The 14,819-nt window shown below is 63.5% G+C and carries 12 protein-coding genes and 1 tRNA gene; 2 read left to right on the forward strand and 11 right to left on the reverse strand.

The features are described from left to right. Nucleotides 1-4 precede the first annotated feature (4 nt). The 6 genes from RT697_RS20750 to ppk1 all read right to left on the reverse strand — a co-directional run bounded on the left by RT697_RS20750 (nt 5) and on the right by ppk1 (nt 6,396). Nucleotides 5-81 (reverse strand) — tRNA-Pro (locus tag RT697_RS20750). A 147-nt stretch (nt 82-228) separates the two neighbouring features. Further along, complete coding sequence (gene pstB / locus RT697_RS20755; protein ID WP_056570717.1) at nt 229-1,005, reverse strand: phosphate ABC transporter ATP-binding protein PstB; 777 nt, start codon at nt 1,003-1,005, stop codon at nt 229-231. A gap of 49 nt (nt 1,006-1,054) precedes the next feature. Continuing rightward, complete coding sequence (gene pstA, locus RT697_RS20760) at nt 1,055-1,909, reverse strand: phosphate ABC transporter permease PstA (protein ID WP_313701459.1); 855 nt, start codon at nt 1,907-1,909, stop codon at nt 1,055-1,057. A 24-nt stretch (nt 1,910-1,933) separates the two neighbouring features. After that, nucleotides 1,934-2,950, reverse strand: coding sequence for a phosphate ABC transporter permease subunit PstC (gene pstC, locus RT697_RS20765; protein WP_056570719.1), 1,017 nt, complete (start codon nt 2,948-2,950; stop codon nt 1,934-1,936). Nucleotides 2,951-3,050: 100 nt separating this feature from the next. Next, nucleotides 3,051-4,091: a phosphate ABC transporter substrate-binding protein PstS gene (gene pstS, locus RT697_RS20770; RefSeq protein WP_056570720.1), complete on the reverse strand. Its 1,041-nt coding sequence runs from the start codon at nt 4,089-4,091 to the stop codon at nt 3,051-3,053. A 229-nt stretch (nt 4,092-4,320) separates the two neighbouring features. Further along, nucleotides 4,321-6,396 (reverse strand): polyphosphate kinase 1, encoded by a 2,076-nt coding sequence (ppk1, locus tag RT697_RS20775; RefSeq protein WP_313701462.1) that lies wholly within the window; start codon nt 6,394-6,396, stop codon nt 4,321-4,323. Between the two features lie 219 nt (nt 6,397-6,615). Here ppk1 and ppx point away from each other — a divergent pair, with 219 nt between their 5' ends. Beyond that, the gene (ppx, locus tag RT697_RS20780) at nt 6,616-8,103 is read left to right on the forward strand and encodes an exopolyphosphatase (protein ID WP_313701464.1); all 1,488 of its coding nucleotides are present in this window, start codon (nt 6,616-6,618) and stop codon (nt 8,101-8,103) included. Nucleotides 8,104-8,262: 159 nt separating this feature from the next. Here the strand turns inward: ppx and RT697_RS20785 are convergent, their stop codons facing one another. The 5 genes from RT697_RS20785 to RT697_RS20805 form a co-directional block, all read right to left on the reverse strand. Beyond that, nucleotides 8,263-9,069, reverse strand: coding sequence for a GNAT family N-acetyltransferase (locus RT697_RS20785; RefSeq protein ID WP_218343193.1), 807 nt, complete (start codon nt 9,067-9,069; stop codon nt 8,263-8,265). 169 nt (nt 9,070-9,238) lie between these two features. Beyond that, nucleotides 9,239-10,582: a phosphoglucosamine mutase gene (gene glmM / locus RT697_RS20790; protein WP_313701466.1), complete on the reverse strand. Its 1,344-nt coding sequence runs from the start codon at nt 10,580-10,582 to the stop codon at nt 9,239-9,241. Then, nucleotides 10,579-11,424 carry a dihydropteroate synthase gene (gene folP, locus RT697_RS20795; protein ID WP_313701468.1) on the reverse strand — a complete coding sequence of 282 codons (846 nt, stop codon included), beginning with the start codon at nt 11,422-11,424 and terminating at the stop codon, nt 10,579-10,581. The genes glmM and folP overlap by 4 nt, the downstream gene beginning before the upstream one ends. Nucleotides 11,425-11,442: 18 nt before the next feature. After that, entirely contained in the window at nt 11,443-13,329 is a 1,887-nt protein-coding gene (ftsH, locus tag RT697_RS20800; protein ID WP_313701470.1) for an ATP-dependent zinc metalloprotease FtsH, read from the reverse strand. A gap of 221 nt (nt 13,330-13,550) precedes the next feature. Then, entirely contained in the window at nt 13,551-14,183 is a 633-nt protein-coding gene (locus tag RT697_RS20805; protein WP_313701472.1) for an RlmE family RNA methyltransferase, read from the reverse strand. An 18-nt stretch (nt 14,184-14,201) separates the two neighbouring features. Here RT697_RS20805 and RT697_RS20810 point away from each other — a divergent pair, with 18 nt between their 5' ends. Further along, nucleotides 14,202-14,804 (forward strand): YhbY family RNA-binding protein, encoded by a 603-nt coding sequence (locus tag RT697_RS20810; RefSeq protein ID WP_313701474.1) that lies wholly within the window; start codon nt 14,202-14,204, stop codon nt 14,802-14,804. Nucleotides 14,805-14,819 lie beyond the last annotated feature (15 nt).

Here is a 14,819-nt window from a genome sequence, read left to right on the forward strand (position 1 = left end):
ATATTGGTCGGGGCGGTGGGATTCGAACTCACGACCCTCTGCTCCCAAAGCAGATGCGCTACCAGGCTGCGCTACGCCCCGAAGGGTGGCAACTATACCAGAAAGCGATCCCTTGCGGCCAAGGCTCAGCCATTCGGCGACGTAACAAAATGCCCGCCCTGCTCCCAATGAATTGAAAAACGGCGCGCCACAGGCGCGCCGCTTCCGGCACTGCATGACGAATCGCGTTCAACCAAATCGACCCGTAATGTAGTCCTCGGTTTCCTTACGCGACGGCTTCACGAAGATCTGGTCAGTCTGCCCAAACTCCATCAGCTCGCCCAGGTACATATACGCCGTGTAATCCGAGCAACGCGCGGCCTGCTGCATGTTGTGCGTCACGATGACGACGGTGTAATCGTTCTTCAGTTCAGCAATCAGCTCTTCGATCTTGGCGGTGGAGATGGGATCCAGCGCCGAGCACGGCTCATCCAGCAGCAGCACTTCCGGCTTGATCGCCACGCCGCGGGCGATGCACAGACGCTGTTGCTGGCCGCCGGACAGGCTGTTGCCGCTCTGGTGCAGCTTGTCCTTCACTTCGTTCCACAGCGCGGCCTTGCTCAGCGCCCATTCCACGCGCTCGTCCATCTCACCTTTCGACAGGCGCTCGAACAGACGCACGCCGAAGGCGATGTTGTCGTAGATGCTCATGGGGAACGGCGTGGGCTTCTGGAAGACCATGCCGATCTTGGCGCGGATCAGCGAGATGTCGGTCTTGGCCGTCAGCAGGTTTTCGCCGTCCAGCAGGATTTCGCCCTCGGCGCGCTGGCCGGGATACAGCTCGAACATGCGGTTGAACGTGCGCAGCAGCGTGGACTTGCCGCAGCCCGACGGACCGATGAAGGCGGTGACCTTCTTCTCCTGGATCGACATGTTCACGTTGCGAATCGCGTGGAACTTGCCGTAGTAGAAGTTCAGGTCCTTGACCTCGAGCTTGTTCTTGACTGCGGTAGCGGTGTTTTCCATTGGGTTTCCCTTGGCTGTCGGCGCGTCCAGCGCGCCGGCAAAGCGATCTTTACTTGCGGAACAGGTTGCGGGCGATGATGTTGATGCCCAACACCAGCAGCGTGATCAGCGTGGCGCCGGCCCAGGCCAGGTTGTTCCAGTCCTTGAAGGGGCTGGCGGCGTATTGGTAGATGACGACCGGCAGGTTGGCCATCGGGCCGTTCATGTTCAGCGACATGAACTGATTCGACAGCGCGGTGAACAGCAGCGGCGCGGTTTCGCCGGAGATGCGGGCGATCGCGAGCAGCACGCCGGTGATGATGCCGGACTTGGCGGCGCGATAGCAGACCAGCGTGATCATGCGCCACTTCGGGCAGCCCAGCGCGGCGGTGGCCTCGCGCAGGCTGTTGGGCACCAGCAGCAGCATGTTGTCGGTGGTGCGGACCACGACCGGGATCACCAGGATGGACAGCGCGATGGCGCCGGCCCAACCCGAGTAATGCCCGACTTGCGCCACATACACGGCATAGATGAACAGGCCGATGATGATGGACGGCGCCGACAGCAGCACGTCGTTCAGGAAGCGCGTGGCCGGGGCCAACCAGCCGCGCTGGCCGTATTCGGCCAGGTAGGTGCCGGCCAGGATGCCGACCGGCGTGCCGATCAGCGTGCCGACGCCCGCCATCATCACGCTGCCGAGAATGGCGTTGAGCAAGCCCCCCGCCTGGCCCGGGGGCGGCGTGATTTCGGTGAAGAGCGTGTACGACAGCGCGGGCGCGCCCTTCATCAGCAACGTGAGAATGATCCAGAACAGCCAGAACAGGCCGAAGACCAGCGTCGTCATCGAGACGGCGAGCATCATGCGATTGACCACGCGGCGCCGGCGATAGATGCCGTTCTGCATGTTGAGTACGGATTCAGCCATGATTTTTTCCTTGTGCTCCGGGCGTCAGGTCTTCTTGCCTTCGCCGGCGGACAGGCGGACCAGCAGCGTCTTGGCCAGGGCCAGCACGATGGTCGTGATGAGGAACAGGATCAGGCCCAATTCCAGCAACGCCGCCTTCTGGATGCCGCCCGCCTCGTTGAATTCGTTGGCGAGCGCCGAGGCGATGGAGTTGCCGGGCGAGAACAGGGAACCGGACCACTTGAATGCGTTGCCGATCACGAACGTCACGGCCATCGTCTCGCCCAGGGCTCGGCCCAGGCCGAGCATGATGCCGCCGATGACGCCCGACTTGGTGAAGGGCAGCACCACGCGCCACATCACTTCCCAGGTCGTGCTGCCCAGGCCGTAGGCCGATTCCTTGAGCATCGCGGGGACCAGCTCGAACACATCGCGCATCACCGCGGCGATGAACGGAATGATCATGATCGAGAGGATCAGGCCGGCGGTGAAGATGCCGATGCCGAACGGCGGGCCGGCGAACAGGCCGCCGATGATGGGCACACTGCCCAGCGTCGCGATCATGAACGGCTGCACGTACTGCTGGAACACGGGCACGAAGACGAACAGGCCCCACATGCCGTAGATGATGGACGGGATGGCCGCCAGCATTTCGATGGCGGTGCCCAACGGGCGGCGCAGCCAGGTCGGGGACAGTTCGGTCAGGAAGATGGCGATGCCGAAGGAGACCGGCACGGCGATGATCAGCGCGATCGCGGACGTCAGCAACGTACCGATGATCGGCACGACGGCGCCGTAATTGGAATTGACCGGGTCCCAGTCATTGAGCCACAGGAAGGACAGGCCATATTTGGCCAGCGATTCGCGGCTGCCGTAGATGAGGGAGATGAGAATCGCCGCCAGAAGAATGAACACCAGGAAGGCGAACAGGCGGGTCAGATTCTTGAACAGCGCATCCATCAGCGCATTTTTTGTTTGCTTCATAGGCGAAGGCGTGCCGGTAGTCACGGAATCCGCCACGCTGGGCGGAAGCGGCACACTATTATCCATTACCGCGCTCATGGATGGACTTTCCTTAGGAAACCTGGGGGAACAGCAGAGAGGTCGATTTACAGGCGGCGGCCCCGCCCGCCTTCAGGCGTCGGGGCCGCACGGTACTGATTTACTTCCAGACAGCCTGACCGTCAGCGGACTTCACTTCGCCCCAGGCGGCGCGGATTTCCTTGGTCACGGCTTCCGGCAGCGGCACGTAGTCCATGGCTTCAGCAGACTTGGCGCCGTTCTTGAAGGCCCAGTCGAAGAAGTCCAGCACAGCCTTGCCCTGAACCGGCTTGTCTTGCGACTTGTGGATCAGGATGAAGGTGGCGGCGGTGACGGGCCACGAATCGGCGCCCGGCTCGTCGGTCAGGACCACGCCCATGCCCGGCGCGCTCTTCCAGTCGGCGTTGGCGGCCGCGGCAGCGAAAGCCTTTTGCTCGGGCTGGACGAACTTGCCGTCCTTGTTCTGCAGTTGCGTCCAGGCCAGCTTGTTCTGCTTGGCGTAGGCGTATTCGACGTAGCCGATCGAGTTCTTCAGCTGGCCAACGTAGGCGGCGACGCCTTCGTTACCCTTGCCGCCTTGACCGGTGGGCCACTTGACGGCCTTGCCTTCACCGACTTGCGACTTCCACTCCGGCGACACCTTGGACAGGTAGTTCGTCCAGCCGAAGGTGGTGCCCGAGCCGTCCGAACGGTGCACGACGATGATGTCGGCCGAGGGCAGCTTGACGTCGGGGTTCAGCGCCTTGATGGCAGCGTCGTCCCACTTCTTGACCTTGCCCAGGAAGATGTCGGCCAGGAGCTTGCCCGACAGCTTCAGCTTGCCCGGCTCGACGCCGTCGACGTTCACGACGGCGACAGTGCCGCCGATCACGGCGGGGAATTGCAGCAGACCGTGCTTTTCCAGGTCGGCGGCCTTCATCGGGTCATCCGAGGCGCCGAAGTCGACCGTCTTTGCAATGATCTGCTGTTGACCGCCGCCCGAACCGATGGACTGGTAGTTGACCGCGTTGTTGGTCGCAGCCTTGTAATCGGACGCCCACTTGGCGTAGATCGGGTACGGGAACGATGCGCCGGCGCCGGTGACGTTGGCGGCCTGGACGGCAAAAACGGCGGCGCTCAGCGCGACGCCCACGGAAACTTGCTTGAAGACACGTTTGAACATCTGGGTTCCTTCTGTGCTCGTTAAAGGAGTCTTGGCAGGCTTTATTGGCTGCCTGTCTTTCAGCGACCTTCGCATCTTAGGGACCCAAAGTGACAAGACCATGACAGTCACAAACTGTTCATGCAGCTGTTCGATGCGACGTAAAAACCACGGCCGCCAGGCGGTTGCCGGGCGGCCGTGAGGCAAAAGCGAAATTATGGGGACGAACCCCTAATTTGACGATGGTCGGTCAAACGCCCAGCTTCTGCATCAGGAATTGGTGCAGGTTGTAGGGCTCCCGGCGGCTCTTGACGCGGGCATAGTCGCCGCTGGGTTGCTGCTGCCAGGCAAGCTGGTTGTCCCGCAGCGCGTAGGTGAAGGCTTCGTCGATGACGCGTTTCTTGAGCGTCTTGTCGTAGATCGGGAAGGCGATCTCGACGCGGCGGAAGAAGTTGCGGTCCATCCAGTCGGCGGACGACAGGTACACCGTCTCTTCGCCATCCGCGTAGAAATAGAAGACGCGGGAATGTTCCAGGAAGCGGCCCACGATGGAGCGCACGCGGATGTTTTCCGACAGCCCCGGCACGCCGGCGCGCAAGGCGCAGACGCCGCGAACGATCAGGTCGATCTTCACTCCCGCCTGGCTGGCCTTGTAGAGCTCGGCGATGATCTGCTCTTCCAGGAGCGAATTCATCTTGGCCATGATGCGTGACCGCTTGCCCGCCTTGGCGGCGCGCGCCTCGGCGCGGATCAGGGACACCATGCCCTCGTGCAGCGTGAACGGCGATTGCATCAGCGACTTGAGCGTGCGGCGCGCGCCCAGGCCGGTCAACTGCGCGAACACCTTGTCCATGTCCTCGCACAGTTTGGGATCGGCGGTCAGCAACCCGAAGTCCGTATACAGGCGCGCCGTGCGCGGATGGTAGTTGCCGGTGCCCAAGTGGGCATAGCGGCGCAGGCGGCCCTTTTCGCGGCGCAGCACGACCGCCATCTTGGCGTGCGTTTTGTGCGCCACCACGCCGTAGACGACGTGCGCCCCCACCTCTTCCAGCTTGGAGGCCCAGTTGATGTTGGTCTGCTCGTCAAAGCGCGCCATCAATTCCACCACCACCGTCACTTCCTTGCCGGCGCGCGCCGCCAGCAGCAGGATCTTCATCAGCTCGGAGTCCTCGCCGGTGCGGTAGATGGTCTGCTTGATGGCCATCACGTCGGGGTCCAGCGCGGCGGCGGTCAGGAAGTCGATGACCGGCTGGAACGACTGATAGGGGTGGTGCAGCAGGCGATCGCACTCGGCCACCGCCTCGAAGAGTTCCGCAGGCTTGTCGCCGACGCGGTCAAACGGCGCGGGTACGGGCGCGCGGTAATCGGGAAACAGCAGGTCCGGGCGCGCCGCGGAATTGCACAGCTGCATGAGGCGGGACAGGTTCACCGGGCCGGGTACACGGTAGGTGTCGTCGGCCTTGAGCGAAAACTCGCGCTGCAGGAAGGTTTCTAGTTCGACGGGCGTCAGCTTGTCGATTTCCAGCCGGACGGCCGCGCCGAAGTTGCGCTGCGACAACTCGCCCTGCAGCGCGTGGCGCAGGTTGGTGACTTCTTCCTCGTCCACGAAGAGGTCGCTGTTGCGCGTCACGCGCCATTGGTAGCAGCCCAGCATCTCCAGGCCGGGAAACAGTTCGCCCACGAAGGCGCGCAGGAGCGAGGTCAGGAGGATGTAGCCTTCGGGCTGCCCCGAGAGCTCCTGCGGCATCTTGATGAGCCGTGGCAGGGCGCGGGGCGCCTGGACAATGGCGATCGACGCCTGGCGGCCGAACGCGTCGGCGCCCGCCAGCGACACGATGAAATTCAGGCTCTTGTTGTAGACGCGCGGAAACGGATGCGCCGGGTCCAGCCCAATAGGGGTCAAGAGCGGCATCACGTCGCGATGGAACACGTCGAGCGCCCACGCCTGCTGCTCTGCATTCCATTCGGAGGCGTGATGCAGCGCAATGCCCTCCTTGTGCATGGCGGGCAGGATCTGGTCGTTGAGCAGGTTGTACTGGCGGTTCACCAGCTCGTGCACCGCCTGCTGGACGCATTCGAACGCCTCGTCGGGCGTCATGCCGTCCGGGCCGACCAGGTTGGGCGACTGGCGCTGCTGCTCTTTCAGGCTGGAGATCCGGATCTCGAAGAATTCGTCCAGGTTGGAGCTGACGATGCACACGTAGCGCAGCCTTTCCAGCAGCGGCGTCTTGGGATTCTCCGCCATCGCCAGCACACGTTCGTTGAACTTGAGCAGCGACAATTCGCGATTCATGAGCAGAGGCTCGCCTGGCGGACGTGTGGGCATACCGGATTCCATACGAATAGAGAGCGTGAAGTTTTACTGCAAACAGGTGACGGTTCTATGACAGCGCCCAATCGCTAAGGGTACGTCAAATGCGGGACATATGGCGCACGGAACAACGGCTTCCAAGCCTCTGTTCCGTAAGCAAAAACCCGTAGCCGACGGCGTTGTCACATGGGGTCCTTATAATCGGTCCACCTCACAGACATTATTACGAGCCGCATGGATCAACTTCTGGCCGCGGTGGACCTCGGGTCCAACAGCTTTCGCCTCTCCATCGGACGCATCGTTCAGCAGGACGGTACGCCCCAGATCTACCAGATCGACCGCCTCAAGGAAACCGTCCGGCTCGCCGCCGGTCTGGACGCCGAAAAACGGCTTGGCGACGACGCCATCGACCGCGCCATTGCCGTCCTGGAACGCTTCGGCGAACGCCTGCGCAGTTTTCACCCGAACCGGGTCCGTGCGGTTGCCACGAACACGTTCCGCGTCGCCCGCAACACGAAAGATTTCCTGCCCCGGGCCGAAGCCGCATTGGGCTTTCCCATCGAAGTCATCGCGGGCCGTGAAGAGGCCCGCCTGATCTTCACGGGCGTGGCCCACACCCTGCCCCCCTCGCCCAACAAACGCCTGGTCATCGACATCGGCGGCGGCTCCACGGAAGTCATCATCGGCAAGGGCCACGAACCGGGCCTGATGTCCTCGCTCTATATGGGCTGCGTCAGCTACAGCCGCCAGTTCTTCTCGGACGGCGTGGTGGACGCACATCAGATGAAACAGGCCGAGCTGGCCGCCCGCCGCGAAATCGAAGTCATCGCCAAGCAGTACCGCAAGATGGGCTGGAAGGAAGCCTATGGCTCCTCCGGCACCGCCAAGGCGCTTTTCGCCATCCTGACCGAAGGCGGCTATTCCGACCGAGGCATCACGCGCTCGGGTCTGACCAAGCTGAAGGACCGCCTCATCCGCTCGGGCCGCGTCATTCCGTCCGAGCTTCCCGGCATCAAGATCGAACGCGCCGACGTGCTGCCCGGCGGGCTGGCCATCATGAGCGCGCTGTTCGACGAACTGGGCATCGACGTCATGCACACCGGCGACGGCGCGCTGCGCCTGGGCGTGCTGTACGACCTGCTAGGCCGCGACGACGAGCACGACAAGCGCGACGAATCGGTGCGCCAGTTCGTCAAACGCTACCACGTGGACGTGAACCAGGCGCGCCGCGTGCGCCACGCCGCCCTCAGCCTGTTCGACGCCCTGTTCCCCGAAGGCCAGGAGCGCGCCGAGCTTCGCCCCGCGCTGGGCTGGGCGGCCGATCTGCACGAAGTGGGTCTGTCGATTGCCCACAACGCGTATCACAAGCACTCAGCCTACGTGCTGGAAAACGCCGACATGCCGGGCTTTTCGCGTGCGGACCAGCAACTGCTGGCCTTGCTGGTGTTGGGACACCAGGGCAAGCTGGCCAAGGTGGAACCGCTGGTGCGCACGCGCCCGCAATGGAAGGCCATTCTGGCCCTGCGCCTGGCAGTGCTGCTGTTCCGCCGCCGCGGCGAGATCGAGCCCCTGCCGCTGACCGCCTCGGTCCGCGACAATTCCATCGTGGTGCGCGTCAACCGCGAATGGCTGGCCGAACACCCGCTCAGCGACTTCACGCTGCGCGCGGAAGAAGCCGAGTGGAACAAGGTCGGGTTTTCGTTCGAACTGCTGGAGTTCTGAAGACGGCACTCGGGGCGGCACAGCTGCCCCGGCGTCTCAGAAAGGCGACAGATCGGTTTCGCGATCGAGCCGTCTGAGCTCCATGCGCAGCGGCCGGGTGGCCCGCCGAATCAGTCTGATGGTCATTCGGCGGAACAGGCGGCGCATGATGGATGGCGTCTAGCGCTGAGTAGCGATGATGGCCGGCTGATCCAGGCCGAAGTGGCGACGGTAGCGCTCGTCCATGCGCTCCATCTTCAAGAGAACCGGGAAGTCTGCGGCATTGAAATCCGGATCCCATGCCGGTTCGCCGCATACCTTGGCGCCCAGCTTCAGATAGCCCTTGATCAGCGGCGGAACGCGCGCCGGCAAGGTGCTGTTGAGCTTTTCAACCGGGTAGCGGTGCAGCGGCGTGACGCGCGGCTCGTTGCCTTGCGGCATCTGCTTGGCGACCGTGCGCCAGACTTCGGCTGCGGTGACCCCGTCATCGCGCAGGCTGACGCTGGCGCAACCGAGCACGTATTCGTAACCGCCGCGGCGCAGGTACTCCGCCAGGCCCGACCACAGCAGCATGATGACCGCGCCGCCGCGGTAATCGGCGTGGGTGCAGGAGCGGCCGACTTCGACGACTTCGTCGCGGATGGCGCCCAGGCCCGACAGGTCGAATTCCGACTGCGAGTAGTAGCCGCCGGCTTCCCGCGCCTTTTGGGGGGTCAGGATCCGATACGTGCCGACGACGCGGTCCGTGTCGAGTTCGCGCACCATCAGGTGCTCACAGAACGGATCGAAGCGGTCTTGCTCGATACCGTCTTGCGCGTCCGGGAAGACGACACCCATGTCTTCGGTGAAGACCTCATAGCGCAGGCGTTGGATCTGCTCTATTTCTTCGGCGGTACGCGCGAGGCCGACAGCCAGGACCTTCGGGGCGGAGCCCGTCCAGGGTTCTGCGGTACTGCGGCTCGGGTTGATGCGTGCTAATTCCAGCATTGCGCGAAGCTCCTAGAGAGTCCAGCCAGTGTGGACGCCCTGTATGTCAATGACTTGACCAATATGTTACGTGACTATGACGCTTAGACCGGCATCGAAAACGCCAACAAACAAAAGGCCACGCGACGATTTCGACGCGTGGCCCACATATTAAATCGAAAATCAGGGTTTACCCCAGGCTTGCCGCAAGCTTCTCTGCGGAATTCGTCGCCAACGCCTCATCTTCGGCCTCGACCATCAGGCGCAATTTGGGTTCCGTCCCCGAAGCGCGGATCAGTATCCGGCCCCGGCCGTCCAGCTCTGCCTCGACGGCCTGCCGCGCGGCGGTCAGACCGGCGTGCGTTTTCCAGTCCAGGCCCGGCGTCAGCGGCACGTTGATCATCTTCTGCGGATACATACGCAAGTCGCTGACCCAGTCGCCAAGCGTGGTGGAATTGCGACGCAGGGCCGTCAGGACCTGCAGCGCGGCCACGATGCCATCGCCGGTGGAGTGGCAATCCAGGCACAGCAAGTGGCCGGAGCTTTCGCCACCGTACAGCCAGCCGCGCGATTGCATCTGTTCCAGCACGTAGCGGTCGCCCACGTTGGCGCGGTCAAAGCCCACGCCCAGGCGCTTCATTTCGCGCTCGAAGCCAAAGTTGGTCATCAGCGTGCCCACCACGCCCTCGACCTTGCCGCGCTGCATGCGTTCGCGGACGATAGCGTACATGAGCTCGTCGCCGTTGTAGATGCGGCCCTCGCCGTCCACCATCTGCAGGCGGTCGGCGTCGCCGTCCAGCGCAATGCCAAGCTGGGCGCCGCGCGCCTTGACTTCCTTGGCAAGCAGCTCCGGGTGGAGCGCGCCCACGCCCTTGTTGATGTTGAAGCCGTCAGGGTTCACGCCGATCGCGTGGACCTCGGCGCCCAGTTCACGGAAGACGTGCGGAGCGATGTTGTAAGCGGCGCCGTGCGCGGCGTCGACCACGATCGTCATGCCGTTCAGGTCCAGATCGTTGGGGAACGTGCTCTTGCAGAACTCGATGTAGCGGCCCTGGGCGTCGCCCATGCGGCGGGCGCGTCCCAGTCCTTCAGAGCTGACGCAGCCCAGGGGCTCGTCCAGCGCGGCCTCGATATCGGCCTCGATTTCATCGGGCAGCTTCATGCCCTGGGCCGAGAAGAACTTGATGCCGTTGTCCTGGTAGGGATTGTGCGACGCGCTGATGACGATGCCGGCGACCAGGCGCAATGCGCGGGTCAGGTAGGCCACCGCGGGCGTCGGGATCGGGCCGGCCAGCAGCACATCGATGCCGGCGGCGGACAGGCCCGCTTCCAGCGCGGATTCCAGCATGTAGCCGGAAATGCGGGTGTCCTTGCCGATGACGACCTGCGGGCGCGTTGCGCCGCGCACCGCGTGCTCGCGCGCCAGCACGCGGCCGGCCGCGTAACCCAGGCGCAAGGCGAATTCGGCGTTGATCACCGGACCGCCGACTTCACCGCGTACACCATCGGTACCGAAATATTTGCGTCGAATCATGAACTGATTGCTCCTTGTTCAGCCGCCTGCCATACCTTAAGCGCATCCACCGTGGCCGCAACATCGTGCACGCGCACGATGGAGGCACCACGCGCGACGCAGGCAAGCGCGGCGGCAATGCTGCCGGGCAGCCGGTCGCCAACCGGCCGGCCGGTGGCCTGGCCGATCATGTTTTTGCGCGACAGGCCGATCAGCAATGGATAACCGGTACTGCGCAGGCTGGACAGCCGGCGCAGCAGTTGAAAGTTCTGGTCGGCCGTCTTGCCAAACCCGAAACCCGGGTCCAGCACGATGCGGCGAGGATCGATCCAGGCCGCGCGCAGCTTTTGTGCACGAGCCCCCAAAAACAGGCCGATTTCACCGATCAGGTCGGTGTACTCGGGTGGCGCTGCCTGCATGGTGCGAGGCTCGCCTTTCATGTGCATGACACACAGGCCGCAGCGCGATTGCGAGACCGCCTCAATGGCGCCCGGCTGCCTGAAGCCGTAGATGTCGTTGATCATGTCCGCGCCGGCGTCCAGCGTGGCGCGCATGACCTCGGGCTTGAACGTATCGATGGATAGCGGCACGCCGCAGTCGCGCAGCGCCTCGATCACCGGCAGCAGCCGGTCCAGCTCGTCGGTGACGGAAACGGGATCGGCCCCAGGACGGGTGGACTCGCCGCCCAGATCCAGGATCTGGGCGCCTTCCTCGATCAGCCGGCGCGCATGCGCCACAGCGGAATCGGTATCGTCGTGCTGGCCGCCGTCGGAAAACGAGTCCGGCGTGACATTGACGATGCCCATGACAAGCGGGCGCTCGAGATCAAACTCGAAGCGCCCGCAAAGGAAGTTATTTGCCATAAACCAGAACGAAGAACCTCAGACCGCAGCTGCCGTGCTACCGCCTGCAGCCAGGCCGGTCGGCGGCGTATCGGACGTGTCCGACGGGCCTTGCGGCGTCTTCGGGGGACGCGGGGGGCGGCCCTCAATGATGTCGTTGATCTGGTCGGCGTCGATGGTTTCCCATTCGAGCAGCGCGGAGGTCATGACTTCGACCTTGTCGCGGTTGTCTTCCAGGATCTTGCGCGCAACGCTGTACTGCTCGTCGATGATGCGGCGGATCTCGGTGTCCACCTTCTGCATGGTGGCTTCGGACATGTGCGTGGTCTTGGTGACGCTGCGGCCCAGGAAGACTTCGCCTTCGTTCTCGGCGTAGACCATGGGGCCCAGTTCGTCGGTCATGCCGTAGCGCGTGACGATGTCGCGGGCGATGGCGGTGGCGCGTTCGAAGTCGTTCGAGGCGCCCGTCGTCATCTGGTCCATGAAGATTTCTTCGGCGATACGGCCGCCGAACAGCACGGCGATCGTGGACAGCAGACGGCCCTTGTCCATGCTGTAGCGGTCGGTTTCCGGCAACTGCATCGTCACACCCAGCGCACGGCCGCGCGGGATGATGGTGACCTTGTGGACCGGGTCGGTCTTGGGCAGCATGCGCGCGACGATCGCGTGGCCGGATTCGTGGTACGCAGTGTTCTTGCGTTCCTCTTCGGGCATCACGATGGAGCGGCGCTCGGCGCCCATGATGATCTTGTCCTTGGCCTTTTCAAAGTCGGACATATCCACCGTGCGGCCATTGCGGCGGGCGGCGAACAGTGCGGCTTCGTTGACCAGGTTGGCCAGGTCGGCGCCGGAGAAGCCCGGGCAGCCGCGCGCCAGGATGGTCGCGTCGACGTTGGGCGACAGCGGAACCTTGCGCATGTGAACCTTCAGGATCTGCTCGCGGCCGCGAATATCGGGCAGCGGCACCACAACCTGGCGGTCGAAACGGCCCGGACGCAGCAGCGCGGGATCCAGCACGTCGGGGCGGTTGGTCGCGGCGATCACGATGACGCCCTGGCCGGATTCGAAGCCGTCCATTTCAACCAGCATCTGGTTCAGGGTCTGTTCGCGCTCGTCGTTGCCGCCACCCAGGCCGGCGCCACGCTGGCGGCCGACTGCATCGATTTCGTCGATGAAGATGATGCACGGTGCGTGCTTCTTGGCGTTTTCGAACATGTCGCGGACACGGGCCGCGCCCACGCCGACGAACATTTCAACGAAGTCCGAACCGGAGATGCTGAAGAACGGCACCTTGGCTTCGCCGGCGATGGCCTTGGCCAGCAGCGTCTTGCCGGTACCGGGCGAACCCACCATCAGCACGCCGCGCGGGATACGGCCGCCCAGCTTCTGGAACTTGCTGGGGTCGCGCAGGAAGTCGACCAGTTCCTGGACGTCTTCTTTGGCTTCGTCGCAGCCGGCGACATCGGCGAACGTGATCTGGTTGGTGTTTTCGTCGAGCATCCGGGCGCGCGACTTGCCGAAGCTGAATGCGCCGCCCTTGCCACCGCCCTGCATCTGGCGCATGAAGAACACCCATACGCCGATCAGGAGCAGCATGGGGAACCACGAGACGAAGATGCTCATCAGCAGCGACTGCTCTTCGCGCGGCTTGCCCGAAACCTGCACGCCGTACTTCAGCAGATCGGAGACCATCCAGAGATCGCCGGGGGAGGTCAGCGTGTAGGCGCGGCCCGCGTCCGGGGTGACGTACAGCACGTCGCCCTGAACGTCGACCTTGCGGATGCGTCCCGCCTTGGCGTCGTCCATGAACTGCGTGTAGGTCACGCCGTCCTGGGTCTGGGCGCGTCCGTCGAACTGTTTGAAGACGGTGAACAGCACCAGGGCTATCACCATCCAGACAGCGACTTTGGAAAATGAATTGTTCAAGGTCGATCTCCTGCTTTCGATTCCGACCGGCGACTGCGCACCCGCGTATGGCACAGTCACAAGTATGTCAATAGCCCATTCTAACCTGTAGGACGGAGTTGCGTCCTGGCAGCCGTGGGGCCCATTTAATTACATTTGATTCTTGAGTTTTCTGGTCGTTGTCTCGGCGGGACGGGGGTTTTCTTGGCCAGGACGATTTGTCCCGGATGGTTACGGCAGGGTTACTTCAGATCGCGCGCCACCAGAAAGGTTTCTGAGGATTTGTCCCGAGAAGCCTTCGGTTTGCGTTCGACCACCCGGCGGAAGCGCTTCTTGAAGGATTCCACGATCTGCGAAAAGCCCGTGCCGTGGAAAGCCTTGACGATCAGCGCCCCGTTGGGCTTGAGGTGGGCGCAGGAAAATTCCATCGCCAATTCGCAAACATGCTGGATGCGCGCGGCATCGGCAATACCCACCCCGGACAAGTTGGGGGCCATGTCTGAAATAACAAGGTCCACCGCGCGCGATCCGACCATGTCTTCCAATTGTTTCAAGACTTCGTCTTCGCGGAAGTCGCCCTGGATGAATTCCACGCCCGCCACGGGCTCCATCGGCAGGATGTCCAGGGCGATGATGCGGCCGTCCACAATGCCACCCGGCCCGGCGAGCCGCTCGCGCGCCACCTGCGACCAGCTGCCCGGGGCGGAGCCCAGGTCAACGACCAGGTCGCCACGGCGCATCAGCTTTTCGGTGTCAAGGATCTCGATCAGCTTGAAGGCGGCGCGGGCGCGATAGCCCTTCTGTTGCGCCAGCTTCACATAGGGATCGTTGATGTGCTGGTGAATCCAGTCTTTAGAGAATTTATTCTTGGCCATTACCGTACAATTCCACGCATGCCTATATTAGAACTTACCTCTCGTGAGCGCAGCGACCTGCGGTCCGCCGCTCACCCTCTGCGCCCTGTCGTCCTGATTGGCGACAACGGCCTGACCGACGCCGTGCTGAAGGAAATCGATCGGGCGCTGACTTCGCATGGCCTCATCAAGGTTCGCGCCGGCGGCGACGACCGTGAAGCCCGCGATGCCATGCTCGCCACGATCTGCGAGACGCTATCCTGCGCGCCCGTGCATCACCTGGGCAAGACCCTGATCCTGTTCCGCCCGCTGCCCGGCAACATCAAGCCTGCCGCGCTGGCTACCCAGGAACCCGAAGCGCCTGCCAAACGCCGCGCTTCGGAGCCTTACACGCCCAAGAAGCTGGCCGCCGAAGGCAGGACCCTTGCCAAGCGCCCGCGCCGCAGCGAATCCGAAGAGCCCGCACCCGCCAAGAAGCGTTACGTCCCCCAGGACGAACTCAACAAGAACGGCAAGCCCATGCGGCCTTCCAACAAGCGCTCCACAGCTGGCGGCCACGGCATTCCGCGCCGCGCCGGCAGCGCCTTGAGCCTGCGTGCCGGAGCCCGCAGCGGCACCAGCCGCAAGACCGCAAAAAGGTAAGTCCAGGCACAAAAA

It is taken from the genome of Achromobacter sp. (genome assembly GCF_032113835.1).
Taxonomy (GTDB): Bacteria; Pseudomonadota; Gammaproteobacteria; order Burkholderiales; family Burkholderiaceae_B; genus Achromobacter.